Origin of the sequence: Nocardiopsis sp. NPDC049922, assembly GCF_040660275.1 — a bacterium.
Taxonomy (GTDB): domain Bacteria; phylum Actinomycetota; class Actinomycetes; order Streptosporangiales; family Streptosporangiaceae; genus Nocardiopsis.
Genome location: NZ_JBFAME010000009.1, coordinates 186,621 through 212,193 on the forward strand (window position 1 = coordinate 186,621; position 25,573 = coordinate 212,193).

The following is a 25,573-nucleotide window of genomic DNA, read 5'->3' on the forward strand; positions in this document are numbered from 1 at the left end:
TGCGCCTCGGCGCAACGAAACGCGCGTGAACGTGATTCACGCCATATGTCGTCACTCACAGTAGCGGTAAACCTTTGACCTGCGAAGGGGTCTGAGGACACCGCTGATTTACCCATTCTTTACCCGCACCCGGTACCCCGGGGGACCGCGTCGCACGCGGAGACGGCTGGAGCCCGACCCACGCGCGTGGCGCGGGCCGGGCTCCAGCCGTCCGGGCGGGCGGGGTCAGGCGCGGACGCCCACCAGGCGCACGAAGCGCGCGGTCCTCGCGCGGCGGCCCCAGGCGAGCAGGGCCATCGGCACGAGGTAGGCGACCGGGAACAGCGCGGTGACCGGATCGGCCACCAGCAGCTGGGTCACGGTCGCCCCGACCAGCAGGGCGGACAGTCCCAGCGCGGCGGGGCCGCTGAGCGCCGGGACGAGGAGTGCGACCGCGCCCGCCAGCTCGATGACGCCGACGGCGTACATCAACCACGGGCCCAGGCCGATCTGCTCGAAACCCGCGACCGCCTCAGGGGTGGCGGCGAGCTTGGTGTACGCCGCCGTCAGGAAGGCCCCGGCCAGCAGGACCTGGAGAACCCACAGGACGGCGTTGGCCGCGCGGCCGGGGGCGTTCGTCTTCGCGGTGTGAGCGGTGTTAACGGTCGTCATGTCCCGATCCCCTGTTCGTGGTGGTGGACTCTCACCCCTAGGTCGAACGGGACGGGCCGGAATCGACACGTCCGGCGGGATTTCCCGAAGCGGCCCCCGACCGGAACCGCACCCGCGCGGGGTCCCGGAGACGACACGAGCCCGGCCCGCGCGCGTGGCGCGGGCCGGGCTCCGGCTCCGTGGGTGGTCGGGGTCAGCCCGCGACGGCCACGGTGGGCTCGCCCGGCTCGGCACCGGCCTCGCCCATCTCCTCGGCGATACGCATGGCCTCCTCGATGAGGGTCTCCACGATCTTGGACTCCGGCACGGTCTTGATGACCTCGCCCTTGACGAAGATCTGGCCCTTGCCGTTGCCGGAGGCCACACCCAGGTCGGCGTCGCGCGCCTCACCCGGGCCGTTGACGACGCAGCCCATGACGGCCACGCGCAGCGGCACCTCCATGCCCTCCAGTCCGGCGGTGACCTCCTCGGCGAGCGTGTACACGTCGACCTGGGCGCGTCCGCAGCTGGGGCAGGAGACGATCTCCAGGCCGCGCTCGCGCAGGCCGAGCGACTCCAGGATCTGCGTGCCGACCTTGACCTCCTCGGCGGGCGGCGCGGACAGCGAGACGCGGATGGTGTCGCCGATCCCCTCGGACAGGAGCGCGCCGAAGGCCACCGCGGACTTGATGGTGCCCTGGAAGGCCGGACCGGCCTCGGTCACGCCCAGGTGCAGCGGGTAGTCGCACGCCGCCGCCAGCTGCCGGTAGGCGTTGACCATCACGACGGGGTCGTTGTGCTTGACCGAGATCTTGATGTCGCGGAAGCCGTGCTCCTCGAACAGGGAGCACTCCCACAGCGCCGACTCCACCAGCGCCTCGGGCGTGGCCTTGCCGTACTTGGCGAGCAGCCGCTTGTCGAGGGAACCGGCGTTGACGCCGATCCGGATCGGGACGCCCGCGTCGCCGGCGGCCTTGGCGATCTCGGCGACCTTGTCGTCGAACTTCTTGATGTTGCCCGGGTTGACGCGCACGGCCGCGCAACCGGCGTCGATCGCCGCGAACACGTACTTGGGCTGGAAGTGGATGTCGGCGATCACCGGGATCTGCGACTTCCTCGCGATGATCGGCAGCGCATCGGCGTCGTCGTTGGTCGGGACGGCCACCCGGACGATCTGGCAGCCGGTCGCGGTGAGCTCCGCGATCTGCTGGAGGGTCGCGTTGATGTCGGAGGTGCGGGTGGTCGTCATGGACTGGACCGACACCGGTGCGTCCCCGCCCACGGGAACGTTTCCGACCATGATCTGCCGCGACGTGCGCCGGGTCGCCAGCGGGCGCGGCGGAGCGGTGGGGATACCGAGATCGACGGTCACGCTTGTTTCACCTCGTCTGCCACCGAAGGGGCGGCACTTGATTCGTCCGGATGCGGAAAAGGGAGAGCGCCCTGCGCAACGCGCGGTGCCGCGTCCGGGGGGTCGGTTCCCCTGCGGCGCCGATCGCGCCGTCGTCCCGGATCGCGCTGCCCAGACTACCCGTACCAGCGGGGACGAGGGGCGAATGTGGCGCTCACATCACCCGAACAGCCGGACCGGGTTGAACAGGTCGGCGACGAGCAGGACCACGCTGAACACCAGGAAGCACGCGACCACCACGTAGGCCACCGGGGTCAGCATCGCCACGTCCACCGGCCCCGGGTCGGGCCGCCGGGTCAGTCTGGCCCAGCCGCGCCGGATCGCCTCCCACAGCGCGCCCGCCATGTGTCCGCCGTCCAGGGGCAGGATCGGCAGCATGTTGAAGGCGAACAGGAAGAGGTTCACCCCGGCGAGGATCTGGATCATGAGCGCGGCGGTGTCCACCAGGGGCAGGCCCTGGGACATGATCTCGCCGCCGATGCGGGAGATGCCGACGATGCCGACCGGGGAGTCCTGGGTGCGCTGTTCCCCGAGGAACGCGGCGCCGAACACCTCGGGCACCCTGCCGGGCAGGGCGATGAGCGCCTCGCCCACGCTGACGAGCATGTTCCCCATCTCCGCAGCGGACTCGCCCAGGGTCAGGGTGGAGCGCTCGGTGGCGAACACGATGCCCAGGAAGCCGACGGTCTCGGTCTGGTAGACGCGGTATCCCTGGTCGTCGTAGACGAAGTCGCCGTCGGCGTCGGTCTCGTAGAGGATCTCGCCCCCGGCGTCGCGGGCGGGCAGCTCGTTCTCGATGATGTCGACGTCGAACGGGATCCGCTCGCCGTCGCGCTCCACGACGATCTCGGTGCCGCCGAGGGACTCGCGGATGGCCTGGTTGGCGGCGTTCCAGTCCGGGGTGGGCGCGCCGTCCACCTCCACGATGACGTCACCGGCCTCCAGACCGGCCTCGGCCGCGGGGGTGGGCGGTTCGTCGGTGCACTCGGTGACGGACTCCCCCGCCGGGGCGACGCACTCGGTGACCAGGCCGATCGTCGTGGTGCTCTGCGGGACGCCGATGCCCATGAACAGCACGCCGAGCAGGATCGCGGCCAGGACCACGTTCATGCCCGGACCGGCGAACATGACGATCAGCCGCTTCCACGGAGAGCGCTGGTAGAACTGCCGGTCCTCGTCCTCGGGACCGACCTCGATGTAGGACGCCTCGCGCGCGTCCTCGGCCATCGCGCGCCAGCGGGAGAGCTTGCGCGGGCCGTCGTCACCGGTCCGCCGGGCGGGCGGGAGCATGCCGACCATCCGCACGAACCCGCCCAGCGGAATGGCCTTGACGCCGTACTCGGTCTCGCCTCTGCGCACCGACCACAGGGTCCTGCCGAAGCCGACCATGTACTCGGTGCACTTGATCCCGAACATCTTGGCGGTGGAGAGATGCCCCAGCTCGTGCCAGGCGATCGAGAACAGCAGTCCGAGGACGAACAGGACGATCCCGATCACGGTCATCAACGCGACCATGCACTCTCCTCAAGCCGGCGTCAGGCCCGGCCCGTCAGCAGTTCACGCGCGCGCGCACGGGCCCAGGCGTCAGCGGCGTACACGTCGTCAAGGGTCAGGTCAGCCGAGGGGGCACCGGAGGAGCGCTCCGACCGCTGATGCTCCGAGACTACCCGGGACACGGTGTCCATGATGGCCGGGAAAGCGAGGTTTCCCCTCAGGAAGGCGTCGACCGCCTCCTCGTTGGCCGCGTTGTACACCGCCGGGGCGGTCCCGCCCGCCGCGCCGACCTCGCCGGCCAGGCGCACGGCCGGGAAGGCGTCGTGGTCGAGCGGTTCGAAGGTCCACTCCTGGGCGCGCGTGAAGTCCAGGCCGGGGGCGGCGTCGGGCACCCTGCCGGGGGCGCCGAGGCCGTAGGCGATGGGAATCATCATGCTCGGCGGGCTGGCCTTGGCGATGGTGGACCCGTCCACGTACTCGACCATCGAGTGGACGATGGACTGCGGGTGGACGACGACGTCGATGCGCTCGAAGGGGACGTCGAACAGCAGGTTGGCCTCGATGACCTCCAACCCCTTGTTGACCAGGGTGGCGGAGTTGACCGTGATGACCGGGCCCATGCTCCACGTGGGGTGGTTGAGCGCGTCCTCGGGGGTGACGGCCTCCAGCTCGCCCCTTCCACGGCCGCGGAAGGGGCCCCCGCTGGCGGTGACCACGAGGCGGCGCACCTCGTCGCGGCGGGCGTGCGTGTGGCCCTGGGCGAGGCTGGTCAGCTCGTCCTCGGGCACGTGCGGGAAGCACTGGGCGATGGCGTAGTGCTCGGAGTCGACGGGGACGATCTGTCCTGGCGCGGCCACCGCGCGGACCAGCGGCCCGCCGATGATGAGGGACTCCTTGTTGGCCAGGGCGAGCGTGCGCCCGGCGCGCAGCGCGGCGAGGGTGGACTCCAGGCCCAGCGCTCCGGTGATGCCGTTGAGGACGACGTCGCACTCGGCGCCCGCCAGTTCGGCGACCCCCTCGGCGCCGGCCAGGACGGTGGCGGCGCTGCCGTGCTCGGCGAGGGCGCGCGCGAGCTCGGGGGCGCGGTCGGCGTCGGCGACGGCCACCAGGCGGGCGCCGAGTTCGGCGGCCTGCTTCGCGAGCAGGTCGATCCGACCGCCGCCCGCGGCCAGACCCACCACCCGGAAGCGGTCGGGGTTGCGCTGGACGATGTCGATCGCCTGGGTGCCGATCGAGCCGGTCGAGCCGAGGATCACTGCGGTTCGCTGCTGTTGTTGTCGCACGTCCTCATTGTTCCGCACGGGGCGCACCGGCACGTGCTTCGGCGGGATTTCGGGGACTTTACAAGCGGATGTCGATCGCCTACCTTACCGGTTAGTAAGTTACCTCACAGTACGGAATGCCCTCCGTCACACCCACCGGTCGGACCGGAGACCGGCCCCCACACCCCCGATGGCGACGGCGCGGCCCATCGGGAACCTCCCCCTCCCCCGACGACCCCCGAGGTTCCCCCTCATGCGTCAGACAGACACGCCCACCCCCGCACCCCGCGGTGGGCGCGCGACCCCCGGCGTCCCGCGCGCGCTCGCCCGGCTGTTCTCCCTCGCCCTGGCGACGCTGCTCGCCGCCGCGATCCTGCCCGCCGCCCCCGCCGCCGCCTCGGTCGGGGCCACCGTCCGCTACGAGACCATCGTCAGCCACGACGGCGCCGAACTCGGCGCCAAGGTGATCACCCCCACCGGCGTCGAGGGGCCGCACCCGCTGCTGGTCATGCCCTCGGCGTGGGGCACGAACAACCTCCTCTACGTGGGCGCCGCCTACCACCTGGCCTACGAGTCCGGGTACCAGGTGGTCTCCTACACCTCGCGCGGGTTCTGGGACTCCGGCGGCGAGGTGCAGATCGCCGGACCCGAGGACCGCGCCGACGCCAGCGCCGTCATCGACTGGGCGCTGGAGAACACGGACGCCGACCCCGAGCGGATCGGCATGGCCGGGATCTCCTACGGCGGGGGCATCAGCATGCTGACCGCCGCCGAGGACGACCGCGTGCGCGCGGTGGCGGCGATGAGCGGCTGGACCGACCTGGTCCCGTCGCTGTACCCGAACGAGACCATCGACATGCAGTCCGTCGAGGTGCTGCTCGCCCTGGGCAACCTCACCGGCCGCCCCGGCGAGGTCATGCGCGAGGTCGAGCACGGGTACCGGCGCGGGAACGTCGAACCCGCGCTGGAGATGGCCCCCGACCGCTCGGTGGCCACCAAGGTCGACCAGATCAACGCCAACGGCACCGCGGTGATGATGGCCAACGCCTGGAACGACGGCTTCTTCCCGCCGGGGCAGATCACCGACTTCTACGAGCGGCTCGAAGGCCCCAAGCGGCTCATGCTCACCCCCGGCGACCACGCCACCGCCGAGGCCTTCGGCGCGGCGGGCCTGCCGAACGAGATCTGGGAGGCGGTGGGCGACTGGTTCGACCACCACCTCAAGGGCGAGGAGAACGAGGTCGACGCCGAGGGCGCGGTCCACGTCAAGCCGAACAACGGCCGCGGCGGCTGGACCTCCCACCCCGACTGGGCGTCGGTCACGGGCGAGACCGACCGCTACTACCTGGACCGGCCCAGCACCGACTGGTTCCGCTGGCAGAGCAGCGGGGCCATGGAGGAGGAGCCCTCGACGGGATGGGACTACGACTTCCGGACGGGGATCACCACGACCGCGGTCAGCGGCACGGTCCTGCTGTCCGGCGCGCTCCAGCAGTTCTTCGACGTGCCCACCGGGGTCCTGCTGCCGACGGTGAACCGCTACCGCGCGGCCGTGTGGACCAGCCCCTCCTACCCCGACGGGGCGCGCGTGGCCGGGACGCCGGAGGTGACGCTCACCCTGGAGCCCACCGACGACGAGCAGTCGGTGTTCGTGTACCTGTACGACATCAACAGGCACGGCACCGGATCGTTGATCTCCCACACCCCGTACACCCTGCGCGGGGGCGCGGACGGGCCGGTGACGGTCACCGCCGAGCTCCAGCCGGTCGTGTGGGACGTCCCGGCGGGCCACCGCCTGGCCGTGGTCGTCGACAGCGCCGACCCGCGCTACTGGAGTGAGAGCAGCTTCTTCCACCGGGTCGAGGTGACCTCCCCCGAGAGCGCCCCGTCCCAGATCACGATCCCGCTGGCCTGAGGGCCGACGTCCGGTCGGCGCCGCTCCCGCGGTGTCGGCCGGGCACCTCGCCGTCGGACCGACGGTTTCTTCCCACGGAACCCGAGACACAAACACAAAGTAGTCACCGTGTTACCGAAAGTGTGCGAGGATCGGTCCATGACCTCGTCCACCGCACACAAGATCCTCGCCCCCGTCGCCGCCGCGGCGCTCGCCCTCGGGGGCATGGTCCTCCTCGACCTGCCGTCCGAAGCGGCCTCCGCCGTCACCCAGGCCATCCACATGTCCCACCCGTCCGGTCCGGAGCCGGGACGGGAACGGGTCGCGCTCTCGCGCATGGACGGGGTGTCCCACCAGAGCGCCGCCGTGACCGAGGCCCAGCGCAGGGCCGTGCTCGACTACTGGACGAGCGAACGGATGGCCGCCGCACGGCCGCTCACGAGCCTGGTCGAGGACACCCTCGGCGTCGACGCCCCCGGAGCCTCCGTCGGCGCCGGGGCCGAGCACCAGGCGGCGCCGCGCGAGGACAGCCCCGGTGACGTGTGGGGGATCGGCGGCCTGGTCACCCGGACCACCGGCAAGGTGTACCTGACGATGGACGGCCGCGACTTCACGTGCTCGGCCTCCGTCATCGACGCGGCGAACCGCAGCACCGTCGTCACCGCCGGGCACTGCGCCAAGGACGGAACCGGCTCGTGGGCGCGCAACTGGACGTTCGTGCCGGGATACCGGGACGGGAAGAGCCCCTACGGCCGCTACACCGCGCGCGACATGCTGGTCTCGCCCCGGTGGTCGCGCGAGGCCGACGACAGCCACGACGTGGCCATGGTCGTGCTCAACACCGACGGCGGCGACTCCGTGCAGGACCGGGTGGGAGCCCAGCGCGTCTCGTTCTCCGCCTGGTCGGACCAGCGGGTGCGCAGGGGCGTTCAGGTGTACACCTTCGGCTACCCGGCCGCCTCGCCCTACGACGGGCGCTACCTGCACTACTGCTCGGGCCGGACCAAGCCCGACAACGGCGGCACCACGGCCAACGGCGTGCGCTGCCGCATGACCCAGGGCTCCAGCGGCGGCCCGTGGTTCACCGACTTCGACACGAGCACCGGCCGGGGGACGATCTCGTCGGTGGTCAGCTTCAAGTACGCCAACGACCGGAACACGCAGTACGGGCCGCGCTTCGGCGAGGAGGCGCGGCGACTCTACGACGGGGCCGCGCGGCTCTGACCCGCTCCCCCGCCGTGAGCGGCGGCGGCCCCGCGTCGACCGGGGCCGCCGCACGCGTCACAGGTCGATGCCGGTGAGCACCAGGACGCGCTCGTAGGTGAGGTCCTCCATCGCGGAGCGCACGCCCTCCTTGCCCACGCCGGACTTGCGGACGCCGCCGTAGGGCATCTGGTCGGCGCGGAAGGTGGGGACGTCGCCGATCACCACGCCGCCGACCTCCAGCTCCCGGTGGGCGCGGAAGGCGGTGGGCAGGTCGCGGGTGAACACGCCCGCCTGGAGACCGAAGTCGCTGTCGTTGACGGCGGCGAACGCGGCGTCGGTGTCGGCGACCCGCTGGACCACCAGGACCGGGCCGAAGACCTCCTCGCGCACGACCTTGGCGTCGGCCGGGGCGTCGGCGATCACGGTCGGGGCCACGGTCACGCCGTCGCGGGTGCCGCCGGTGAGGATCGTGGCCCCGGCCTCGGCGGCCTCGTCGATCCAGGCCTCGACCCGCTCGGCCGCGGCCTCGTCGACCAGCGGGCCGACCTGGGTGGCCGGGTCGGCGGGGTCGCCCACGCCCAGGGCCTCGACCCGCTCGACCAGCTTGCCGACGAACGCGTCGTGGACCGAGTCCTCGACGATCACGCGCTGGACGCCGATGCAGACCTGGCCCGCCTGGTTGTTGCCGAACAGGGCGACGCGCTGGGCGGCCCAGTCCAGGTCGGCGTCGGCCAGGACGACGGCGGCGGCGTTGCCGCCGAGTTCCAGGGTGACGTGCTTGTGCGGGGCGCGGCGCTGGAGCTCCCAGCCGAACTGGCCGCCGGTGAAGGAGATGACCGGGAGGCGCTCGTCGGTGATGAGCGGGGCGGCGCGCTCGTTGGGCATCGGCAGGACGGACAGCACGCCGCCGGGCAGGTCGGTCTCGGCGACGATCTCGCCGAGGATGAGCGCCGTCATCGGCGTGGCCGGGGCGGGCTTGAGGATGATCGGAGCGCCCACGGCCAGGGCCGGGGCGATCTTGTGCGCGACCAGGTTGAGCGGGAAGTTGAACGGGGAGATGCCCAGGACCGGGCCCTTGGGGACGCGGCGGATGAGCGCCATGCGGCCCGTGCCGCCCGCGTCGGTGTCCAGGCGCTGGAGTTCGCCGCTGTCCCGGCGGGCCTCCTCGGCGGCCAGGCGGAAGACGGACACGGCGCGTCCGACCTCGCCGCGCGCCCACGTGATGGGCTTGCCGCTCTCGGCGGTGATCGTCTGGGCGATCTCCTCGGCGCGCTCGCCGATCCGGCGGGACACGTGCGCCAGGGCGTCGGCGCGCACGTGGGCGGGCAGGGCGGCGGCCTCGTCGGCGACCGCGTGCGCGGCGGCCACGGCCTCCTCGATCTGGGCCGCGGTGGGCACGGCGACGGTGCCCGCGGGTCGACCCGTGTAGGGGTTGACGACGGTGATCTCGGTGTCGCCGGTCGCGGCGGTGCCGGCCAGCCAGAACGGACGCGTAGACATGCCAGGAACGCTAGCCGCCGCCGCGCGGGCGCGCCTTGTCCACCGTTGCCAAGCCGTTCCGCCGACTTGGCCACACTGGCGCACCGGACGCGTTCCCGCCCCCGGGACTTTCTCCCCCAAGCGTGCCGGAACCCGTTATCCACAGGCGATACCGCACTCCGTCGGACACGCTCCGAAACGTCTAAGCTGATCTTCCTGAGAGGGGATCTTCGGTCAACCGACTAGCGTTGGCGGACGCCTTCGTTCAAAGTGGTTGGTGAGGGCTCAGCCTGCGCGTTCGGGTCGGCCCTCGGGTCCACCGCCACCGACGGGAAGCCCGGGAGCGCTCATTGCCACTTGTCTACCGCACGCTCGTCTCGGTCCCGGAAACCGACGGTGACCTGGTCACCGTCACGTCGACGGTGCTGTCCCGGTGGCTGAGCAGGAGGGGCAACTCGGGCGCGCGCGTGGACTTCTCCGCCTCGGGGCGTTTCGAATTGAGCAACCGGTCGCGGGCCCTGGTGGTGCGGCACGACAACCCCGACGAGGGGCTGGTGTTCCTGCGCCTGACCACCGAGTCGGACAAACCCGACGGCGTCTGGCGCACCGCGGCCACCGCGGTCGTCGATCCCGAACTCTCCCCCTGGCACCACGTGTGGATCGACATGAGCGTCGACCCGCTCGACCGCGCCGACCTCCCCTCGGACGCGCCGCGCCCGGACGTCATGCCGCCCGAGGCCGCGCGGATGATCCTGGAGGAGGTCGACGCCCACGACGGCCGCTGGCCCATGCCGTCGTCCCCCCAGATCGTGCGGGGCCGGGACGACGCCCTGGTCGAGGCTCTGGTGTCGGCGGTCCAGGACCCGGGCCGCCGGATGGCGATCGTGGCCACGGGCGCCCCGCGCGACGTCACCGTGGCCGCCTGGCGCGGCGCCATGACCACGGCCCTGGCCCGGTGCACCGGGATGTGCGCCGGATACGTGCTCGACGCCGCCGCGCTGGAGCGGGTGGGCGCACTGCTGCCGGAGGCGCTGGACGTTCCGGCGGGCGGGGTGCGCACCTTCTTACCCGGGGTCGATCCATCGGACGAGGCCGACGGCGCGCGCCATCCCCGGATGAGCCCGACCACGTTGGACAACGCGCGGGACGGCGACCGCGTCCGCAACTGGGTGGGCGCGGCGCTCGCCCGCAAGGTCCGGGAGAACGCCGTGGGCGTGACGCTGCCCGACCCCCTGCGCGCCATCGACGCCCTCCTGACCGAGGAGACGGCGGACCTGCGCTCCCACGCCCCGCCCGTCGCGCGCGCCCCGGTTCCGGCGCCCCCGCCGAGCCACGGCCACCTGGCGGCGCCGGACTCGGCCGCCTCGACCGAACTCGCCGCCGCCCAGGAACGGGAGGCCCAGGAGCAGCTGACCCAGCGCCTGCGCGACGAGGTCAAACGGCTCAGCGCCCGCATCAGCGAGCTCACCGACGAGCGTCAGGAGCTGGTCGCCGAGACCACCGACCTCACCGACGAGCTCGACACCGCCCGCGAACAGCTGCGCGCCGCCCGTCACGAGACCCGGTGGCTGCGCGCCCAGGCCCGCGAGGCCGGGCTCTACCGCCTGGCGGCCGCACCCGCGCCACGCGACACCCGGCGTCCTCCCCCCACCTGCGTGAGCGAACTCCTGGAACAGATCACCGACGGCTCCGCCCTGCCGCACCTGTTCTTCACCATCGAGGACCACGACACGGTGTACGAGCTCTCCGACAGCCGCAAGGAGGGGCTGTGGGTCACGCGCGCCTGGGAGGCGCTGCTGGCCCTCAACGACTACGCCCGCTACCAGTTCGACAACCCGGGCAGCGGACTGGGCTTCCACTCCTACCTGCGCGAGACCCCGGACGGGTACCAGGTGATCCCGGTCAAGCGGCTGGCGTCACAGGAGTCGGACTACGTGCGCAACCGGGGCAAGCTCAACGAGAAACGGCTGTTCCGGGTCCCGACGGAGGTGGACCCGAGCGGTCGGGTGCCCATGTACGCCCACATCAAGCTCGACACCGAGTACGGGATCTGCCCGAGGCTGTACTTCTACCCCCACCTGGGTCCGGGCACCACCAACCGCGTCTACGTCGGCTACCTCGGCCGCCACCTGCCGGTGCAGCAGTCGAACTGACCCGGGCGCCGCGCTCCCGGGCCGCGCGTACCCTGGGGGCCGTGACGGGAACGACGACCGGGGCGGTGACCGCCCTCGCCGAGCACGAGTGGCGCGGGCGCGCCCTGCGGCACGAGCGGCGCGTGGACGCGCTGCTCGCCGACCACCTGCGGCGCCGCGCGGAGGGCGAGCGCCACCCGGTGGAGGACTTCCTGTTCACCTACTACAACCTCAAGCCCTCGCAGATGCGGCGCTGGCACCCCGGCGTGGGGACCGTCCTGCTGGGCCCGGCCGCCCGCGCCCGTCTGGAGGAGCGCTTCTACACCGAGGTCCCCGGAACCGGCGGGGCCGTGGGGCTGGACGTCGACGGTTTCCGCGCGGCCCGGCGCGTCGTGGACTTCGTCGAACGGCTGCTGTCGGCGGTCGCCGAGCGCCCCGCCCACCTGGGGTGCTTCGGACTGCACGAGTGGGCGATGGTGTACCGGACGGACGAGGTCCGGCACGGCCAGGTGCCGCTGCGGCTCGGCCGGGAGGGCACCGACCGGGTCGTGGAGTCGCACCGGATCCGGTGCTCCCACTTCGACGCCTTCCGGTTCTTCACCGAGCCCGCCCGGCCGCTCAACACCCTCCAGCCGTCCCGCGACGCCCAGGTCGAACTGGACCAGCCGGGCTGCCTGCACGCCAACATGGACCTGTACAAGTGGGCGTACAAGCTCGCCCCGGCGGTCCCGTCCGAGCTGCTGGTGGACTGCTTCGAGCTGTCCCGGGACATCCGCGTCCTCGACATGCGCGCCTCCCCCTACGACCTGCTCGCGTGGGGGTACGCGCCGGTCCGGATCGAGACCGCCGACGGCAAGGCGGAGTACATGGCCGCCCAGCAGGGGTTCGCCGAGCGCGGCGCCGCGCTCCGGCGGCGGCTGCTCGACGTCTGCGCGGCCCTGCGCGCGGCCTGACCGGTCGCACGCGACGGGGGCGGTACCGGCGACCGGCGCCGCGAGGAGTCCCGTCAGGCGGAGGCGGCCACCAGTCCCCACACCATCAGCGAGCCGAGGGTGAGGGAGAAGACCACCGACAGGACGAACACGGGCACGTGCAGCCACCGCCAGCGCGCGTTGTCCGTCGGCGCCCGGCGTAGGTGCCACACCCCGACCGTCAGCGCGGCGGCCACCGCACCGACGGCCAGGGCCCACAGCACGGCGGGGGTCGAGGTCCAGTCACCGGCCCGCTGTCCGGCGGCGAGCCAGGACAGGGAGCCCAGGGAGAGCGACACGACGCGGAGCCGGTCCAGCGGACGCTGGGTCACCAGCGTGCGACGGCGCAGCAGGAGGGAGAGCAGGAGCACCGGGGGGATCACCGCCATCATCACGGTCGGAACGGTCGTGAGCCAGACCGGGGTGCCACCGGTCAACGGCTCGGGTTCGTCCTTCAGGAGTTCGCGGCTCAGGCCCAGGGAGTCGACGCTCATCGAGTTGGCCATGACGACCACCCCGTGGGTGTCGTCGAAGGCCACCATCGTGCTGGTGCCGAGCGTACCGCCGCTGTGCGAGGTCACCCGACCGACGTCCGCCCAGTCGGAGGAGATCCAGGCCAGCCCGATGTCGAAGTCGCCGAGCCCGGACGCGTGGTCCGCGGGCACGCCGGGGAAGGCGAGGCCCTCGTGCACGGGTTCCAGGGCGTCCATGCCGGGCGCGGCGCCCTGGGTGACCGCCGTGAGCAGGCGGGTCAGGTCGGCGGTGGTGCTCCAGGTGGTGATCCCGGCGGGCGCGTAGGCGGTGTTGTGCCACGGTTCGACGCGCGATCCGGGCACGACGTTGGGCGCCGCGCCGCCCTCGGGGACCCCCGCGACGACGACGGTGTCGTCCATGCCGAGCGGCTCCAGGACCCGCTCGGCGACCAGCTCCCCGTAGGGGGTGCCGCTCTCGGCAGCCAGCGCCGCGCCGAGCACGGAGAAGCCGAGGTTGGAGTACTCGAACGCGCCCGGCTCACCGGCGGTGGTCGTCTCCAGCGCCTCCACCGGGGGCGGGGCGGCGGCGTAGGCGTCCGTCAAGACGAGGGAGGGGAGCACGTGGGCGCGCAGGGTCATGCCGTCGGGAGCGGTCGGCAGACCGGAGTGGTGGGTGGCCAGATCCTCCAACGTGGCCCCGGCCACCGCCGCGTCGGCGAAGTCGACGTCGGGGAACACCTCGGCGAGGGTGCGGTCGAGCGTGGTCTCGCCGTTCGCCACCATGTCGGCCAGGGTCATCGCGGTGACGGTCTTGAACACGGACGCCGTCTCGAAGGGGGTGTCCTCGTCGGCGGGGACGGAGCCGTCGATCGTCCCCGCCCACGCGAACGCGACCGCGTCCGGGTCGTCGACCGGGAAGCGGGCCACCGCCAGACCCTGGACGCGGCGCTCGTCGAGCACGGTGTCGAGGTCGTCGGCGAGTGTCTCGTCCCCGCCGAACACCGCGGGCGGCGGCGGGGAGGCGGGGGCGAACAGGAAGGCGAGGACGGTGGCGACCGCGCCCACCGCAAGTGCGGCCAGCCACACCCGCCCGGGCGCCGCGGCCGGGAGGGGACGGCGGGTCGCGCGCTTCGGTGGGGTGGGCGGGGACTGGACGCGGGGGTCGGCGGTCGTCATGCCCCCAGCGTGTCCGGACGCCCGCGCGCCCGGAAGTCGCGGCTGTCACCGTCCGACCGTGAGGATCGACCGGATCGGTGATGACATCTGTCATGTGGGCTGGTGGGGCCGCCCGGATCACGCGGCGGCGGCCACCAGGCCCCACAGCGTGAGCGAGCCGAGGGCCAGGGAGAAGATCACCGACAGGACGAACACCGGCACGTGCAGCCACCGCCACCGCCCGTTCTCCGTCGGCGCCCGACGGAAGTGCCACACCCCGACCGTCACCCCGGCCGCCACGGCTCCCGCTGCCAGGGCCCACAGCGCCAACGGAGCCCAGGTCCAGTCACCGAGGCGCTGTCCGGCGACGAGCCAGGCCACCGCCCCCAGGGACAGCGACACGACGCGCAGCCGGTCGAGCGGGCTCCCGGTGACGAGGGTCCGGCGGCGCACCATGAGCGAGAGCAGGAGGACCGGCGCGACCACCGTCATCGCGGTCACGGCCACCGTGACGGGGGTGGGGGGTGCGGGCGGCAGCGGCTCGGGGTCGTCCCCGAGGAGTGCGTAGGCCAGGTCCATGGCGTCGACGCTCTGGCTGTTGGCCATGACGACCACGCCCTGGGTGTCGTCGAAGGCCAGCATGGTACTAGTGCCGAACGTGTCACCGGCGTGCCTGGTCACCGAGCCGACACCGGTCACGTCCACCGTGAACCAGGCCAATCCGATCGCGGCGTGGTCCGACCCGTTCCGGGGGGCCGGAATCCACTCGTACACCGGCTGCACGGCGCTCGCGCCGGGTGCGGTGCCCCGGGCGACGGCGGTGAGCAGCCGGGTCAGGTCGGCCGGGGTGCTCCAGGTGGCGCTCCCGGCGGGAGCGTAGGCGGTGTTGTGCCACGGTTCGGTCGGCGCCCCGGGAACGCTGTGGGGACGCGCCCCTCCCCCGGGGACGCCGATGACGGTGTCGTCCATGCCGAGCGGCTCCAGGACCCGCTCGGCGACCAGTTCCCCGTAGGGGGTGCCGCTCTCGGCGGCCAGCGCCGCGCCGAGCACGGAGAAGCCGAGGTTGGAGTACTGAAACGCGCCCGGCTCGTCGGCCGTGGTCGTCTCCAGCGCCTCCACCGGGGGCGGGACCGCCGCGAAGGGGTCGGTGAGGGTGAGCGTCGGCAGGACGTGGGCGCGCAGGACCATGCCGTCGGGAACGGTCGGCAGACCGGAGTGGTGGGTGGCCAGATCCTCCAGCGAGGCCCCGGCGACGGCCGGGTCGGCGAAGTCGACGTCGGGGAAGATCTCGAAGAGGGTGCGGTCGAGCGAGGTCTCGCCCCGGTCGACCATGTCCGCCAGGGTCATCGCCGTGACCGTCTTGAACAGCGAACCGGTCTCGAACCGCGTCTCCTCGTCCACGGGGACCGTGCCGCCCTCGGTCCCAGCACGCGCGAACGCGACCGCGTCCGGGTCGTCGACCGGGAAGCGGGCCACCACCAGCCCCTGCACGTCCCGGGCGTCGAGCACGGTCGCCACGTCGTCGGCGAGCGCTTCGGCACCCTCGACCGTCGGGATCGGCGGCGGGGCGACGGGGGCGAACAGGAAGGCGAGGACGGCCGCGACCAGACCCACCGCCAGGCCGACCAGCCACACCCGCCCGGGCGCCTCGGCCGGGCGGGTACGTTCTCCCCTCGCCGACGGGAAGGTCCTCCCGTGGCCCTGACCAGCGGGCTCGCCCATAACCCCATGGTGACGCGCCCCACGCCTCCCCGGAAGTCACCACCCTGGGGCGGGGCCGCGTGGATCGGCCCCGGACGGGCCTCACCCCCCGTGCACGATGCGTTCGGCGCGCTCCTCGCTCGGCTGGATCTCACCGGACAGGATCCTCTCGGCGTGGTGGCACGCCACCCGGTGGGCGCCCGTCTCCGGCGCGCCCTCCAACCGCCGCAGCTCCGGCCGTTCCGTGGCGCACCGTTCGTCCTGCCGCCACGGGCACCGGGTGTGGAAGCGGCACCCCGACGGCGGGTTCGCGGGCGAGGGCAGGTCCCCGGCGAGCAGGATCCGCTCCCGGGCGTCCTCCACCTGCGGGTCCGGGACGGGCACCGCCGACATGAGCGACCGCGTGTAGGGGTGCAGCGGCGTCCGGTACAGGTCGTCGCTGTCGGCCTCCTCGACCAGACCGCCCAGGTACATCACCCCGACCACGTCGCTCACGTGGCGGACCACCGCCAGGTCGTGCGCGATCACCAGGTAGGTCAGTCCGAGCTCGCCCTGGAGCTCCTCCAGCAGGTTCAGCACCTGGGCCTGGATCGACACGTCCAGCGCCGACACCGGTTCGTCGCAGATGATGAGGTCCGGTTCCAGCACGAGGGCCCGGGCGATCCCGATGCGCTGGCGCTGTCCGCCGGAGAACTCGTGCGGGTAGCGGGTGAGCGCCTTCGCGGACAGCCCCACCCGTTCCAGGGCCTCGACCACGCGCCTCCGCTGGTCCTGGAGCACGAGTCTCCCGAGCGCGCGACCGCGCGGCGCGTCCTCTCCCCCGTCCGGCCCGCCGATCCCGTGCGCGCGCAACCCCTCCATGAGGATCGACCCCACGTTCTGCCGGGGGTTGAGGCTGCCCAGCGGGTCCTGGAAGACCATCTGGAGTCTGCGCCGTTCCCGGCGCATCGACCGCGCGTCGAGTCCGGCCAGGTCCCGTCCGTCGAACCACACCGCGCCGCCGGTGATGTCCGCCAGGCGCAGCACGGCGCGGCCCAGGGTGGTCTTGCCGCAGCCCGACTCGCCCACGAGCCCGTAGGTCTGGCCGCGCTCGACCGCCAGACTGACCCCGTCGACCGCGCGCACGTGGCCGATGGTCCGGTCGATCACCACCCCCCGCCTGATCGGGAAGTGCACCTTCAGGTCCTCGATCCGCAGCAGACTCATGCCCGCTCCTCCTCGTCCTCGGCCGCCCCGTCCGGCGCCCGCACCGCCTCGGCGTCTCCGGAGGGGTTCACGCAGCGGTGCACGTGGGCGCCGCCGCCCTCCGCCGACACGAGCGCGGGAGGCCCCTGGAGGCACGCCATCGCGTAGTGGTCGCAGCGCGGGGCGAAGGCGCACCCGTCGGCCCAGGCGATGTTGTCGTTGACCGACCCCCGCACCGGCGTGAGCGGCTCGCCGCGCGGGGCGTCCAGCCGGGGGATGGAGCCGAGCAGTCCGACGGTGTAGGGGTGGGTGGGGTCGGCGAACAGCCGCGACCGGGACGCCCGCTCCACGGCCCTCCCCGCGTACAGGACGTTGATGTCGTCGCACAGCCCGGCGACCACGCCCAGGTCGTGGGTGATCATCAGCAGGGCGGTGCCCTCCTCGACGACCAGGTCGCGCAGCAGTTCCAGGATCTGCGCCTGGATGGTGACGTCCAGCGCGGTGGTCGGCTCGTCGGCGATCATCAGCCGGGGGCGGCAGGCGACCGCCATCGCGATCAGCGCGCGCTGGCGCATGCCGCCGGACAGCTGGTGCGGGTACTCGCGCAGCCGCCGCGTCGGATCGGGGATGCCCACCCGGTACAGCAGGTCGGCGGCCTCCTTGCGAGCCCGTTCCCCGCCCAGGCCCCGATGGCGTTTCAGGATCTCGGTGACCTGGCGGCCGATGGGGACCACCGGGTTGAGCGAGCTGAGCGGGTCCTGGAAGATCATCGCCAGCTGGGACCCGCGCAGGTCGCGCATCCGCTTCTGGGACAGGGCGAGCAGGTCGACGTTCCCGTCCGGCAGCCGCAGCACGGCGGAGCCGCCGACCGACACGCCCCGGTCGGGCAGCAGCCCCATCAGGGCCAGCGACGTGACGCTCTTGCCGCACCCGGACTCGCCGACGAGACCGGTGACCCGGCCCTCCTCCAGGGTGAAGGACACCCCGTCCACGGCGCGGGTCTCGTCGGCCCCGCGCCGCCGGAACACCACGGACAGCTCGTCCACGGTCAGCAGTGGCGTGCTGGAACTCATGGCTACTTCCTCAGCTTGGGGTCGAGGGCCTCCCGCATCGCCTCACCGAGCAGGGTGAAGCCGAGCGCGGTCACGATGATGCCCAGGGCGGGGTAGACCGCCAGGGAGGGGGCGCTGGACAGGAAGCGCTGGGCGTCGGCGAGCATCGTCCCCCACTCGGGGAAGGACGGGTCCGGGTTGCCCAGGCCCAGGTAGGACAGGGCGGCGGCGTCGATGATCGCGGTCGCCAGGGTCAGCGTCGACTGCACGATCACCGGCCCCATCGAGTTGGGCAGGATGTGGGTCAGCGCGATCCTGCGTTCGCCCACGCCCAGCGCCCGCGCGGCGAGCACGTAGTCGCGTCCGCCCTGGGAGATCATCGCGCCGCGCAGCAGTCGGGCGAAGATCGGCACCTGGGCCACGCCGACCGCCAGCATGACCGTGAGCAGGCTGGGGCCGATGAGCGCGGCGACGGTGACGGCGAGCAGCAGGGTGGGCAGGGCCAGCATCATGTCGATGACGCGCATGATGACGTTGTCGAGCTGGCGGCCCCAGCGTCCGCCGAGCACGGAGGCGGCGCCGGCCGTCCCACCGAGCAGGGCGCCCACGCCGAAGCCGACGACCGTGGCGACCACGCCGACCAGGAGGGTCTGCCGGGCCCCGATCACCATGCGGGAGAACTGGTCGCGGCCGAGGTTGTCCAGTCCGAACCAGTTCTCGGCGCGCGGGCCGACGAACACGTTGCGGTTGGGGAAGACCTCGTCTCCCCAGGTCTGGGCGACAGGGCTGTAGGGCGCGATCAGCGGGGCGCCCAGGGCGATGAGCAGGAACACGACGACGACGACGGCGCCCGCGATCGCCATCGGACTGCGCCGCATGCGGGAGAGGGCCTCCCGCCAGACGCTCGCGCCGTGGCCGTCGGCGGACCGCTCGCCCATGAGTTCGGCGAGCCGGTCGACCTTGGCCGCCTTGCGGCCGAGGAGTGGGGAGCTGGGTGTCGTCGGCATCACTGGGCCCGCACTCTCGGGTCGAGGAGGCTGTAGGAGATGTCCACCAGCAGGTTGATGAAGACGTACATGGTGGCGATGAGCAGGATGAAGCCGGTCAGCGCCGGGTAGTCGCGCTCCTGGGTGGCGGAGTAGACGAAGGACCCGATGCCGGGGAAGGCGAAGACGCTCTCGGTCAGGACCGCCCCCGCGAAGAGGCTGCCGGTGAGCAGGCCGACGGCGGTGACCACGGGGAGCATCGCGTTGCGCATGACGTGGCGGGTGCGCACGGTGCGGCGGTGCAGGCCCTTGGCGTCGGCGGTGCGCACGTAGTCCTCGCCCAGGACCTCCAGGACGCTGGCGCGGGTCATGCGGACGATGACGGCCAGCGGGATCGAGGCCAGGGCGAGGCCGGGCAGGATCAGATGGAGGAACCCGTCCCAGACCACGTCCCACTCGCGGGTCATGACGGCGTCGAGCAGCACGAACCCGGTGATGTCGGTGCGGCTCAGGCCCGGTGAGAGGCGGAACGCGGAGGGCAGCCAGCCCAGGGTCTCGGCGAAGACCGCCTTGAGGATGAACGCCAGGAAGAAGACCGGCGTGCAGATCCCGAGGAGAGAGCCGCCGACCGCCGCGAAGTCGAGGGCCGAGCCGCGCCTGCGCGCGGCCAGGTAGCCGAGCGGGATGCCGACGGAGACGGCGATGAGCATCGCCGTCACGGACAGCTCGATCGTGGCGGGGAACCGGGTCAGGAACTCGGTGAGCACGGGTCTGCCGGTCTGGAGGGAGGCGCCCAGGTCGCCCTGGGCGATCCTCCGGAGGAAGGCGAGGTACTGGACGGTGAAGGGTTCGTCCAGGCCGAGCGCGCGCCGCAGCGCCTCGCGCTGCTCCTCGGTGGCGTCGTCGGGGAGGAGGGCGTACTCCGGGCCGCCGGGCAGCCGTTGCAGCCAGGCGAACAGCAGGATCGACAGTCCCCCCAGGGTGGGGATCAGCTGCAGGGCGCGCCTGACGATGAATCGCAGCACCTTCGCCGCCTTTCGTCAGCGGTGGGAACGATGAGACCGGCGGCGCCCCGCCGGGGTGGGGCGGGTGCGCCGGTGCGCACGGTGGGAGGGGCCCGACCGGGGTCGTGGTCGGGCCCCTCCCCTCCCCGTCGGGGGGAGGGGGCGCGGGTCACTGCCAGGAGGCCTCGCGGAACTCCTCCTGGGTCAACGGGCTCACGTTCGGCGGGTTGACGTTGGCCGCGAAGGCGATGGAGGGCGGGGAGCTGGAGATGGGCAGCCCCGGCAGGATCTCCATGATCTGCTCGTTCAGGTCCTCGTAGGCGGCGACCCGCTCCTCGGTGTCCGGGTTGGAGCTGGCCTCGGCCATGGCCTCGAACAGGTCCTCGTCGCGCAGTCCGAACTCGTCGGAGGGGCCGCTGAACCAGGTGCCGATGAAGTTGTAGGCGTCGTTGTAGTCGCCGGTCCAGCCGAGCAGGTACATGTCGCAGTCGCCCGCGTTGGTCCGCGGGATGTACTCGGTCCACTCGTAGGTCGTGGGCTCCACGGTGACGCCGACGGCCTCCAGGTCGGCGGCGATGACGTCGAAGATGTCGCGCGGCGCGGGCATGTAGGGGCGGGTGACGTCGGTGGGGTAGCAGAACTCGACCGTCAGGTCCTCCTGCCCGGCGTCCTCCAGCATCTGCTGCGCCAGGTCGGTGTCGTACTCGTAGGTCTGGACGTCGGGCGACCAGCCGTCGAGGGTGTCGGGCATGAACTGGGTGGCCACCTCGCCGCCCTCGGGGAGGATGGTGTCGACGATCCGCTGCCGGTCGACCGCGTGCGCGAGGGCCCGGCGGACCTCCGCGTCGGCGAGGGCCTCGTTGGTCTCCTGCTGGTAGGCCATGTAGAGGACGTTGAACACGCCGCGGGTGGGCACCTGGAACCCGGCGGCCTCCAGGGGTTCGACGTCGGCGGGGGCGACCAGGTCGTAGCCGTGGATGTCGCCCGCCTCCAGGGCTTGGCGGCGCGCGTTCTCGTCGGGGATGGCGCGCAGGATCATCGTCTCGAAGCCCGCGGGCTCGCCCCAGTAGTCGTCGTAGCGCTCCAGGGCGACCTCGGCCTGGTCCTGGTTCCACTCGGTGACGCGGAACGGCCCGGTCCCCGCGACCGTCCCGGCCTCCTGGGTGTAGGCGGGGAGGGTGAAGTTGCCGGGCTCGCCGGTGATCTCCTCGTCGGCGACCTGCTCGATCACGGCCGGGCTCATGATGCCGAACGCGGCGAGGGAGAAGCCGCCGGGGAAGACGGAGGAGTACTCGGCGATGGTGATGACCGCGGTGAGCTCGTCGGTCGCCTCGCAGGACTCGAAGCGGGGCTCGCCGATGTCCTCGTTCTCGTTCTCGGCGAACCCGCCGAAGATCGTCTGCCAGTAGTAGGAGTTGTTGCCGTCCTGGTAGGGGCCGGTCATGTTGTACCAGCGGTCGAAGTTGGCGCAGACCGCCTCGGCGTTGAATTCCTCGCCGTCGTGGAAGGTGACGCCGTCCCGCAGGTGGAAGGTCCATTCGGTGCCGTCCTCGGACTGCTCCCAGTCCTCGGCGAGGCCGCCGACGATCTCCGTGCCGCCGGATTCGTGCTTCAGCAGTGTTTCGAAGACCTGCCTGCTGTAGCGGAAAGTTTCTCCGTCACTGGTGAAGAAGGGGTCGAGGGTGCTGATGTCACCGGCGCTCGCGAAGACGAACGGCTCGGAGTCGTCGCCACCCGATCCCTCGCGATCGCTCTCGGCGCAGGCTGTCGCCACCAGTACGAGTGAGGCGGCCGCGGCGATGAGCGCGAGCGGCCTTCGGGAAGACTTCCTGAACATGGTCCACCTCGGTGTGGGCGGGGGGGTCGAGGCCCTGGTCGATAGATCGGACCCTAAACCGCGTGAAGTCCGCCGGGGAAGATGGACGGCTGGGTGTTAATACAACCGTTTCAGTTCTGTGCCGCGATCCATAGGTCGGGTTTTGTGTGCGCCGCGTGCAGGCCGGACTCGCTATCACGTGAACCGCGGGAAAGAAACCCCACAGTGAATTATATGGTTATTGATAGCCGAGTGCCCGAATTGAAAGGGATGATAGGACGTTCAATCTTTGTCTTTTTTGTCCACGAACGTGACGTTGGGGACCCTGGTCCGACACCGGACACGGAGCGCCCGGAGCCACATGGGCCCAAGATTCCTCAAACTTCCCTGTTGCCGTGGAAGATACGGAAGGTTAGAGTAGCCCTGTGAATGATCGTCTCTACTCCGTGGAACAGGTCGCCGAGCTGCTGGGCCTGCACGTCCGCACCATCCGCAACTACGTGCGCGACGGGCGGCTCAACGCGGTGCGCATCGGCAAGCAGTACCGGATCGCCCAGTCCGACCTGGAGGCCTTCACCGGGCGACCGGTGCCCGGTCCGCCGGGCGCGGCGCCCGGACGGCGGCACAGCGAGGTGTCGAGCATCGTGGAGGTGGAGGGCGTGGACCGGGCGACCGCCGACCGCGTGGCCACACTCCTGACCAGCGTGGCCGCCAGCCCCCGCCCGGACGGCCCGCCGCTGCGCGTCCAGACGGTCTTCGACGCCGAGCGGTCGCGGATGAAGGTCGTCGTCCTGGGCGGCCTGGCGGACACGGCCCGGATGCTCGACTGCGTGGAGGGGGTGCTCGCCCCGTGAGCGTCATCTACCGGTCGGCGGCCGACGAGCGGGCGATCCGCGACCGCTACCGCCGTGACCTGGCCGTCTGGCCCGTCCCCGTCGAGCACCGGCGGGTGGCCACCCGCCAGGGCGAGACCTTCGTCGTGGTCTGCGGGCCGCGGGACGCGCCCCCGGTCGTGCTCCTGCACGGTTCGGGCGCCAACACGACCATGTGGCGGGAGGACGCCGCCGCCCTGGCCCGGCGACACCGGGTCCACTGCGTCGACCTCATCGGCGAGCCGGGCCTGAGCGCGCCCTCGCGCCCGCCCCTGGACTCCGACGCCCTGTCCGCGTGGCTGGACGAGGTCCTGGACGGGTTGGGGATCGCCGAGACCGCGCTCGTCGGGGCCTCCCTGGGCGGTTGGGTGGCCCTCGACCACGCCGTCCGGCGCCCGGAGCGGATCCGCCGCCTGGCACTGCTGTGCCCGGGCGGGGTGGGTCGGCAGACCACGGAGCGGATCCTCGCGGCCCTGCTGCTGCGCCTGTTCGGGGCGTGGGGCAGACGCCGCTCGGTGCGGGCGGCCACGGGCCTGAGGGACCCCGAGGACCGGGAGGTGCTCGAGGCCGTGGAGGAGACCTTCGCCGGGTTCCGGCCGCGGACCGAACGGCTGCCCGTGTTCTCCGACGACGCCCTGCGCGGCCTGGCGATGCCGACGCTGGTGGTCGTGGGCGACCGCGACGCGATGTTCGACTCCCGTGGGACCGCCCGTCGCGTGCGCGCCCTCGTCCCGCACGCCGCGGTGACCGTCCTGCCCGGGACCGGACACGCGATCCTCGGGCAGGGCGGGAGACTCTCAGCCTTCCTGGCCGACGCGACCGGCTGAGCCCGCCGAGCACCAGCGTCGGACCACCGTGGTCCACAGGGCGACGTTGACGAGGATGGCGGCCAGTGCCGCCAGGGCCCCGGCGACCATGAGCGGGGTACTGGCGATCTGGGCCGCCCGGTGCAGGCCCGACAGGGCGACGGCCATCCCCAGGAGGGCGCCCGCCTGGGACACCCGCCACAGCAGGGGCACGGCCCTGAGCACCGGGACGGCCAGCCCGGCCATCGCCGCACCCGCCGCGGCGGAGCCGACCAGCACGGCCCACAGACCGGTGGCCACCGGGGCCGGGACGTCGCCCGCGCCCATGATGTCCCAGGCCGTGTAGGCGAGGAAGGCGAAGAAGGGTGCGGTGGCGACCATCAGGACGCAGGCCTGCAGCACGTCCGACGGGGCCCGTTCACCGGGGCGGCGTCCGGCGAGGAGGCCGGTGCCGGGGGTCGGCGCGGCGGCCTCGGGCCGCCGCTCGGCGACGGAGGGGGAGGAAACCGTCTCATACATGACGAACAGGGTCGCGTGCGGCGCGGGCACGGCGCAACAGGGGGATGGTCCGTATCCACCCCGAGCCGAGGCCCCCAACCCACGGTGGGCCGCGACAGCCGTCCGGAAACCGCGGGTCAGAGGCGTTCCCGTGGGGAGTTCAGGCCCCGGCCGGGCGGGACTGGCGGCCGACGTAGGCCAGGGCGCGCCGGGTGAGCACGTCGACGTCCTCGCGCACGTCGAACACCTCCCCCGGTTCGTCGGGGCCCAGGTCCTCCAGGGTGGCCAGCTGCGACTCCAGCAGCGCGGGGGGCATGAAGTGGCCCTCGCGGGCGCCCATGCGCGCGCTGATCACCTCGAAGGACCCGCTCATGTGCAGGAAGCGCACATCCGGGGCGCCCGCGCGCAGCACGTCGCGATAGGAGCGTTTGAGCGCCGAGCACGCCATGACGGTGGACTCGCCGCGCGCGTCGTGCCCGGCGATCCACGCGGCGAGGTCGCGCAGCCAGGGCCACCGGTCCTCGTCGGTCAACGGCACCCCCGCGGCCATCTTGGCGACGCTCTCCGGGGAGTGGAACGCGTCGGCCTCCGCGAAGGGGAGGTCGAGCCGCCCCGCCACGCGCGCGGCCACCGTGGTCTTGCCGCTGCCCGAGACGCCCATGAAGACGAAGTGCATGGTCTCTCCCGCTCTCGTTGGTACCCGCGTGCGCACACGACTACCGTCATCAATAGTGATATCAATCAGTCCGACTAGGCTTCGGGCTGGCCGCGCCCCACACGGCGGGCGCCATCCGGAAGCGCTGGGAGCACGATGGGCACTGACAACCGCACACTGCACAACCGCGTGCTGGCGGTCCTGGGCCCCGCGATCGCCGCCGACGAGTACGAGCCCGGCCACGCGTTCACGCTCCAGGGACTGGAGGAGGACTTCGGGGTCTCCCGCACGGTCGCCCGCGAGGCCGTCCGCGTCCTGGAGTCGATGCGCCTGGTGGTCAGCCGGCCCCGGACCGGGATCCGCGTGCGCCCGCGCTCGGACTGGAGCGTCTTCGACCCCCAGCTGATCCGCTGGCGCCTGGCGGGGCCGGGCCGGATGGCCCAGCTGCGCTCGCTCAACGAACTGCGCGCCGCCGTGGAACCGGCCGCCGCCGCCCTCGCCGCCGCGCGCGGCGACGCCGAGGAACGCGCCCAGCTCGTCGTGGTCGCCGAGCGGATGACCAGCACCGGCCAGGCCGGTGACCTGGACGCCTTCCTCGACCTGGACATCGCCTTCCACCGCCGGATCCTGGAGCTGTCGGCGAACGAGATGTTCGTCGGACTCTCCCAGGTGGTGGCCGAGGTGCTGATCGGGCGCACCTCCTTCCACCTCATGCCGCGCAACCCCCGTCCGGAGGCGCTGCGCCTGCACACGGCTGTGGCCAGGGCCGTCGCCGACGGTCTGCCCGACGTGGCCGAGGCGGCGATGCGCTCGATCGTCAGCGAGGTCGCCGTCGCGCTGGAGGCCGACGGGAGCGCGTGACGGGCGGGCATCCGCCCGCCCGTCACCCGC

At 72.4% G+C, this 25,573-nt stretch carries 21 protein-coding genes; 7 read left to right on the forward strand and 14 right to left on the reverse strand.

Annotated features, from left to right (window positions below; genetic code table 11):
• Nucleotides 1-225: 225 nt before the first annotated feature.
• From AB0I72_RS18275 to dxr, 4 genes are all read right to left on the reverse strand, one after another.
• A complete protein-coding gene (locus AB0I72_RS18275; protein ID WP_358569700.1) occupies nt 226-651 on the reverse strand; it encodes a DoxX family protein in 426 nt (141 codons plus the stop codon).
• 193 nt (nt 652-844) lie between these two features.
• Nucleotides 845-2,002, reverse strand: coding sequence for a flavodoxin-dependent (E)-4-hydroxy-3-methylbut-2-enyl-diphosphate synthase (gene ispG / locus AB0I72_RS18280; RefSeq protein WP_358569703.1), 1,158 nt, complete (start codon nt 2,000-2,002; stop codon nt 845-847).
• Nucleotides 2,003-2,200: 198 nt separating this feature from the next.
• Complete coding sequence (locus tag AB0I72_RS18285; RefSeq protein WP_358569706.1) at nt 2,201-3,556, reverse strand: site-2 protease family protein; 1,356 nt, start codon at nt 3,554-3,556, stop codon at nt 2,201-2,203.
• Between the two features lie 20 nt (nt 3,557-3,576).
• A complete protein-coding gene (gene dxr, locus AB0I72_RS18290; RefSeq protein WP_358569972.1) occupies nt 3,577-4,791 on the reverse strand; it encodes a 1-deoxy-D-xylulose-5-phosphate reductoisomerase in 1,215 nt (404 codons plus the stop codon).
• A gap of 259 nt (nt 4,792-5,050) precedes the next feature.
• Between dxr and AB0I72_RS18295 the strand changes: the two genes are divergently transcribed.
• Complete coding sequence (locus AB0I72_RS18295; protein WP_358569709.1) at nt 5,051-6,712, forward strand: CocE/NonD family hydrolase; 1,662 nt, start codon at nt 5,051-5,053, stop codon at nt 6,710-6,712.
• A gap of 138 nt (nt 6,713-6,850) precedes the next feature.
• Nucleotides 6,851-7,915 carry a trypsin-like peptidase domain-containing protein gene (locus tag AB0I72_RS18300; protein WP_358569712.1) on the forward strand — a complete coding sequence of 355 codons (1,065 nt, stop codon included), beginning with the start codon at nt 6,851-6,853 and terminating at the stop codon, nt 7,913-7,915.
• A 57-nt stretch (nt 7,916-7,972) separates the two neighbouring features.
• Here the strand turns inward: AB0I72_RS18300 and AB0I72_RS18305 are convergent, their stop codons facing one another.
• On the reverse strand, nt 7,973-9,397 hold the full coding sequence (locus AB0I72_RS18305) for an aldehyde dehydrogenase family protein (RefSeq protein WP_358569715.1): 1,425 nt from the start codon (nt 9,395-9,397) through the stop codon (nt 7,973-7,975).
• Between the two features lie 329 nt (nt 9,398-9,726).
• On the opposite strand from AB0I72_RS18305, the gene AB0I72_RS18310 reads away from it, so the two are divergent.
• Together AB0I72_RS18310 and AB0I72_RS18315 are read left to right on the forward strand one after the other, a co-directional pair.
• Nucleotides 9,727-11,529 carry a hypothetical protein gene (locus AB0I72_RS18310; RefSeq protein WP_358569718.1) on the forward strand — a complete coding sequence of 601 codons (1,803 nt, stop codon included), beginning with the start codon at nt 9,727-9,729 and terminating at the stop codon, nt 11,527-11,529.
• Nucleotides 11,530-11,570: 41 nt separating this feature from the next.
• Nucleotides 11,571-12,461 (forward strand): 3-methyladenine DNA glycosylase, encoded by an 891-nt coding sequence (locus AB0I72_RS18315; RefSeq protein WP_358569721.1) that lies wholly within the window; start codon nt 11,571-11,573, stop codon nt 12,459-12,461.
• Nucleotides 12,462-12,514: 53 nt separating this feature from the next.
• Here AB0I72_RS18315 and AB0I72_RS18320 read toward each other — a convergent pair whose 3' ends face one another.
• The 7 genes from AB0I72_RS18320 to AB0I72_RS18350 all read right to left on the reverse strand — a co-directional run bounded on the left by AB0I72_RS18320 (nt 12,515) and on the right by AB0I72_RS18350 (nt 21,872).
• The gene (locus AB0I72_RS18320) at nt 12,515-14,128 is read right to left on the reverse strand and encodes a serine hydrolase domain-containing protein (RefSeq protein ID WP_358569724.1); all 1,614 of its coding nucleotides are present in this window, start codon (nt 14,126-14,128) and stop codon (nt 12,515-12,517) included.
• Between the two features lie 117 nt (nt 14,129-14,245).
• Nucleotides 14,246-15,829 carry a serine hydrolase domain-containing protein gene (locus AB0I72_RS18325; protein ID WP_358569727.1) on the reverse strand — a complete coding sequence of 528 codons (1,584 nt, stop codon included), beginning with the start codon at nt 15,827-15,829 and terminating at the stop codon, nt 14,246-14,248.
• A gap of 81 nt (nt 15,830-15,910) precedes the next feature.
• Nucleotides 15,911-17,014, reverse strand: coding sequence for an oligopeptide/dipeptide ABC transporter ATP-binding protein (locus AB0I72_RS18330; RefSeq protein ID WP_358569730.1), 1,104 nt, complete (start codon nt 17,012-17,014; stop codon nt 15,911-15,913).
• Nucleotides 17,011-18,066, reverse strand: coding sequence for an ABC transporter ATP-binding protein (locus AB0I72_RS18335; protein WP_358569733.1), 1,056 nt, complete (start codon nt 18,064-18,066; stop codon nt 17,011-17,013). The genes AB0I72_RS18330 and AB0I72_RS18335 overlap by 4 nt, the downstream gene beginning before the upstream one ends.
• A 2-nt stretch (nt 18,067-18,068) precedes the next feature.
• The gene (locus AB0I72_RS18340) at nt 18,069-19,052 is read right to left on the reverse strand and encodes an ABC transporter permease (protein WP_358569736.1); all 984 of its coding nucleotides are present in this window, start codon (nt 19,050-19,052) and stop codon (nt 18,069-18,071) included.
• Complete coding sequence (locus AB0I72_RS18345; RefSeq protein WP_358569739.1) at nt 19,052-20,056, reverse strand: ABC transporter permease; 1,005 nt, start codon at nt 20,054-20,056, stop codon at nt 19,052-19,054. The genes AB0I72_RS18340 and AB0I72_RS18345 overlap by 1 nt, the downstream gene beginning before the upstream one ends.
• A gap of 148 nt (nt 20,057-20,204) precedes the next feature.
• Entirely contained in the window at nt 20,205-21,872 is a 1,668-nt protein-coding gene (locus AB0I72_RS18350) for an ABC transporter substrate-binding protein (protein ID WP_358569742.1), read from the reverse strand.
• A 404-nt stretch (nt 21,873-22,276) separates the two neighbouring features.
• On the opposite strand from AB0I72_RS18350, the gene AB0I72_RS18355 reads away from it, so the two are divergent.
• Nucleotides 22,277-22,705, forward strand: a complete 429-nt coding sequence (locus AB0I72_RS18355; RefSeq protein ID WP_358569745.1) for a helix-turn-helix domain-containing protein — start codon at nt 22,277-22,279, stop codon at nt 22,703-22,705.
• Nucleotides 22,702-23,550, forward strand: a complete 849-nt coding sequence (locus tag AB0I72_RS18360) for an alpha/beta fold hydrolase (protein ID WP_358569748.1) — start codon at nt 22,702-22,704, stop codon at nt 23,548-23,550. Before AB0I72_RS18355 ends, AB0I72_RS18360 begins: the two co-directional genes overlap by 4 nt.
• Here AB0I72_RS18360 and AB0I72_RS18365 read toward each other — a convergent pair.
• Both AB0I72_RS18365 and AB0I72_RS18370 read right to left on the reverse strand, forming a co-directional pair.
• The gene (locus AB0I72_RS18365) at nt 23,521-24,048 is read right to left on the reverse strand and encodes a hypothetical protein (protein WP_358569751.1); all 528 of its coding nucleotides are present in this window, start codon (nt 24,046-24,048) and stop codon (nt 23,521-23,523) included. The genes AB0I72_RS18360 and AB0I72_RS18365 overlap by 30 nt on opposite strands.
• Nucleotides 24,049-24,187: 139 nt before the next feature.
• Nucleotides 24,188-24,703 (reverse strand): gluconokinase, encoded by a 516-nt coding sequence (locus tag AB0I72_RS18370; protein WP_358569753.1) that lies wholly within the window; start codon nt 24,701-24,703, stop codon nt 24,188-24,190.
• Between the two features lie 135 nt (nt 24,704-24,838).
• On the opposite strand from AB0I72_RS18370, the gene AB0I72_RS18375 reads away from it, so the two are divergent.
• Nucleotides 24,839-25,543, forward strand: coding sequence for an FCD domain-containing protein (locus AB0I72_RS18375; RefSeq protein WP_358569756.1), 705 nt, complete (start codon nt 24,839-24,841; stop codon nt 25,541-25,543).
• The last annotated feature ends 30 nt before the right edge of the window (nt 25,544-25,573 follow it).

Coding starts and splice junctions, on each gene's coding strand:
- AB0I72_RS18365 (WP_358569751.1), bottom strand. CDS start 24,048: ATGTATGAGACGGTTTCCTCCCCCTCCGTCGCCGAGCGGCGGCCCGAG.
- AB0I72_RS18305 (WP_358569715.1), bottom strand. CDS start 9,397: ATGTCTACGCGTCCGTTCTGGCTGGCCGGCACCGCCGCGACCGGCGAC.
- AB0I72_RS18350 (WP_358569742.1), bottom strand. CDS start 21,872: ATGTTCAGGAAGTCTTCCCGAAGGCCGCTCGCGCTCATCGCCGCGGCC.
- AB0I72_RS18285 (WP_358569706.1), bottom strand. CDS start 3,556: ATGGTCGCGTTGATGACCGTGATCGGGATCGTCCTGTTCGTCCTCGGA.
- AB0I72_RS18295 (WP_358569709.1), top strand. CDS start 5,051: ATGCGTCAGACAGACACGCCCACCCCCGCACCCCGCGGTGGGCGCGCG.
- AB0I72_RS18275 (WP_358569700.1), bottom strand. CDS start 651: ATGACGACCGTTAACACCGCTCACACCGCGAAGACGAACGCCCCCGGC.
- AB0I72_RS18335 (WP_358569733.1), bottom strand. CDS start 18,066: ATGAGTTCCAGCACGCCACTGCTGACCGTGGACGAGCTGTCCGTGGTG.
- AB0I72_RS18370 (WP_358569753.1), bottom strand. CDS start 24,703: ATGCACTTCGTCTTCATGGGCGTCTCGGGCAGCGGCAAGACCACGGTG.
- AB0I72_RS18320 (WP_358569724.1), bottom strand. CDS start 14,128: ATGACGACCGCCGACCCCCGCGTCCAGTCCCCGCCCACCCCACCGAAG.
- AB0I72_RS18340 (WP_358569736.1), bottom strand. CDS start 19,052: ATGCCGACGACACCCAGCTCCCCACTCCTCGGCCGCAAGGCGGCCAAG.
- AB0I72_RS18330 (WP_358569730.1), bottom strand. CDS start 17,014: ATGAGTCTGCTGCGGATCGAGGACCTGAAGGTGCACTTCCCGATCAGG.
- AB0I72_RS18300 (WP_358569712.1), top strand. CDS start 6,851: ATGACCTCGTCCACCGCACACAAGATCCTCGCCCCCGTCGCCGCCGCG.
- AB0I72_RS18375 (WP_358569756.1), top strand. CDS start 24,839: ATGGGCACTGACAACCGCACACTGCACAACCGCGTGCTGGCGGTCCTG.
- AB0I72_RS18325 (WP_358569727.1), bottom strand. CDS start 15,829: ATGGGCGAGCCCGCTGGTCAGGGCCACGGGAGGACCTTCCCGTCGGCG.